At 71.1% G+C, this 3,095-nt stretch carries 3 protein-coding genes; 1 reads left to right on the top strand and 2 read right to left on the bottom strand.

The window, feature by feature from the left end; genetic code table 11:
• Positions 1 to 1,081 (top strand): LpqB family beta-propeller domain-containing protein (locus RWX45_RS02365; RefSeq protein ID WP_316022183.1); only part of this gene is annotated, 1,081 nt, incomplete at its 5' end.
• 154 nt (positions 1,082 to 1,235) lie between these two features.
• Here the strand turns inward: RWX45_RS02365 and hpf are convergent.
• Together hpf and RWX45_RS02355 are read right to left on the bottom strand one after the other, a co-directional pair.
• Positions 1,236 to 1,877 carry a ribosome hibernation-promoting factor, HPF/YfiA family gene (hpf, locus tag RWX45_RS02360; protein ID WP_316022184.1) on the bottom strand — a complete coding sequence of 214 codons (642 nt, stop codon included), beginning with the start codon at positions 1,875 to 1,877 and terminating at the stop codon, positions 1,236 to 1,238.
• 186 nt (positions 1,878 to 2,063) lie between these two features.
• The gene (locus tag RWX45_RS02355; RefSeq protein ID WP_316022182.1) at positions 2,064 to 2,996 is read right to left on the bottom strand and encodes a ComF family protein; all 933 of its coding nucleotides are present in this window, start codon (positions 2,994 to 2,996) and stop codon (positions 2,064 to 2,066) included.
• Positions 2,997 to 3,095 lie beyond the last annotated feature (99 nt).

The raw sequence follows: 3,095 nt of genomic DNA, 5'->3' as shown, positions 1-3,095 counted from the left end.
AGCGTGGCTTGCAGCGGGCGTCGTCACCGCCATACCCGAAGGTGTCACGGTGGGGGAGGACGGCGTCGTCGTCGAGGAGGGCACCGCCAACGTGGACCTGTCCGATGCCGCAGCCGCGCTTGACGAACTGGACGACGCCGAAACGAGCCTGCTGGTGGCCCAGATCCGCGCCACGCTCGTGGGCGTCCAGACCGAACCCGGATTGACACTGGTGGAGGACGTGCGCGTGCGCGCCGACGGCAAGGACCTTGGGGGCCCGGCTTCGCTGCCCGCCGTCGACGCCGCCGGTGGGGCGGTGGTCGGCATGTGCGCGGGTGGGGTCGTGCAGGGCCTGAGCTCGACCCGCACGACGCTGGTGACTGCCGAAACCCTGGGGGCCGAGGAAGCGGGGCACCCCACCCTCGGGGCGGACGGGGTCGTGTACGCGCTGAGCAACTCGAGCCTGCTGCGCGTACGGCCCGACGACAGCGCGGCCAGCGTCATCCTGTCGGTCGGTGAGGCCGACGCCGAAGACGACGGCCTGCTCGCCCCTCTTGCCGACCGTCATCACTGGGTATGGACCGCGGCTGCGGGGACGCTGCTGGCCGTCAACGACCTCGGCCAGCGCGCGGATATCGACGCCCCCTGGCTGGCCGGGCGCGAAGTGGTGGCTTTCGACCTGTCCATCGAGTCGGCCCGCATCGTGGTGCGTCACCGCGCCGATGGCTCCGGCGACAATGAGCGGGTTGATGTCGCCGCCGTCGTCCGCGACGACGGCGCCCCCACGGCTCTGGGCGAGCCCCGGGAGGTGCCCGAGGCGAGTGGCGCGCGCACCACCGACATCGTTTGGTACGACCCGGTCAGTGTGGCCATGCTTCCGGCGGTTGCGGACGGGGAGACGACGCCGCGCATCCGCAGCATTGGCGTCGGCGGCCCGCAGACCACCGAGAACACCTGCCCGGCTGCGACCGCGATGACCGCCGACCGCGCCAGCGGCGTCGTTCAGCTGACTGACTCCGCCGGCCGCGTCTGGCAGCGCAGCGGCGCTACCTGGCGCGTGGCCGCGACCGACGTCTCCGATGTGTCGTTCCCACTGGCCTGAGCCTCGGGCGGCCCGGGTTTCAGCGGCATTCGGCGCTGCTCCTGACGAACTGAGCCTCCGGGCGGAACAGTTCCACCCGGAGGCTCAGGCCGAATCAGGAACTCAGGAGTACTGAGCACCGGCACCTGGCCGGCAAACCGGTCCGGATCCCGTGTTACATCACCTGCGCGTCGAGGCGGATGACGCCGTAGGTCCACCCGTGGCGGTGGTAGACGGCGCAGGGTTGCTTCGTGGACTTCTCAATGAAGAGATAGAAGGGGTGACCGACCAGCTCCATCTGGTACAGCGCCTCATCCACCGTCATCGGTACGGCCTCGTGGAGTTTCTGACGCACGACCACGGGCGAGTCGCCCAACTGGGACTCCACCGCGACGCCCGGCTCGGTGGGCGCCGACGGTGAATCCTCAATGGGCAGGTCATCCGTGTCGGGCAGCTCTGCCTCCGCGGCGGGAACCTCCTGGGTCGGCGCGGGGACATCGACGACGTAACGGCGGTGGTTCTTCTTCCGATCCCGCGCCCGGCGCAGGCGCTCGGTGAGCTTCCCCATGGCGATGTCGAAGGCGGCGAAGCGGTCGGACGAGCTGGCCTCGGCCCGGATCACCGGGCCCTTGGAGACAACGGTGATCTCTGCGCGTTCGGCGGTGTCCGCCTGGCGCGGGTTGCGCTCGTGGGTGATCTCGACCTCGACACGTTGGACACGCGGGTCGAATTGCTCGACCTTGGCGGCCTTCTCCTCAACGTAGTCCCGCAGGCGGGAGCTGATCTCCGCGTTACGACCGACGACGGTGATGTCCATGGTGGAACCTCTTTCTGAGTCCAAATGATCCTTATGAGGGGATCGGGCTAGGGGAAATACCCGCCGCACTTCACGACGGGCTTCGGAGTGGTCAGCCACCTCCTCCTACGTGCAGCCGTCATTCGAGACGGTGACGCGGCGCCGACGATGGCTGCCGCGCGGTGCTATGTGCGTTACGACACAAACTTACACTATTTCTGCGGTCCTCATGCCCGCCGTGCCGGCGTCGGTACGGCGGGCATCGGTGGCCGATGGGGTCGGTGTGCGCACCGGCCCTCCAGGCACGCGCACCGGCCGATGCCGGGACGGCGGTGGTGCGGCCGCCACCGTCAGCGCTCCGAGCACGACGGCGCCACCCTGGGTCAGCGCCCGCGCACACGCACCCAGCGTCGCCCCGGTGGTCACGACGTCGTCCACGAGCACGACAGGCATGCCGCGCACTGGTGTCAGCAGCCTGGGCGGCACTGAGCGGTTGGCGCGTCGTTGTGTCGCGGAACGGCCCGCCTGGTGCGCGCCGCCGGTGCCGATGCGGCGGCGCACAACATCGGCGCTCAGCACCGTCACCGGTTGCTTGCTCCCGTCTGCGGCCCAGCCGGTGGCGAGGCCGTGGGCGACGGCGTCGGCAAAGTCCGCCGCGACCAAGCGCCCGCGCAGTCGGCGCCGTAGACCGGACGGGGCCGGAACTACCAGTAGCTGTCCCGCTGCTTCGACGGCTGCAACGGCGTCGGTGTGCAGGTTGCCGGCCAGCCACTGGCCGGCGCGCTCGCCCACCCGGGACATCACCGGGCCCAGGTCCTCGCGTGACCCGTTCTTCCAGCCCAGCACCAATGCGCGCACCGGCCCCGTGTAGGCGGCGATGGTCCACAGCGGCAGATCCCCGGCGGCGTCCGCGTGCTCCACCTGGTGCGGGGCGACGTCGAGCAGCGCCGCGCAGTCCTCGCACAGGGCGACATCCCAGCGCCCGCAGCCCGCGCATGCCAGCGGCAGACCCAGCCGTGCCGCCTCGCGCAGCGCCCTGCGGAGTGCGGCGAGCGGGTGCCCGGCGAGCGCGCCGGGGCGCACAGCGGGCACGGCGTGGGGCCCCGGTGCGGGTGTGGCGGAACGATCCGTGGCGGGCATGGCTCCCAGTGTGAGCCGGTCGCGGCATCGTCGCCCAGCCGGCGACCGCAGTTGTCCACCGCCCCGCGGGGAAGGCGGACGTGCCGCTCACCTGTGGAC

The sequence above is a fragment of the Actinomyces sp. MRS3W genome, from assembly GCF_032465695.1.
Lineage (GTDB): Bacteria > Actinomycetota > Actinomycetes > Actinomycetales > Actinomycetaceae > Actinomyces.
The sequence above is the reverse complement of the archived record's forward strand: the minus strand, read 5'-3'. Positions and strand labels throughout refer to the sequence as shown.

Excerpts from the sequence above, each read along its gene's own strand:
- hpf (WP_316022184.1), bottom strand. The coding sequence starts at position 1,877 with ATGGACATCACCGTCGTCGGTCGTAACGCGGAGATCAGCTCCCGCCTG.
- RWX45_RS02355 (WP_316022182.1), bottom strand. The coding sequence starts at position 2,996 with ATGCCCGCCACGGATCGTTCCGCCACACCCGCACCGGGGCCCCACGCC.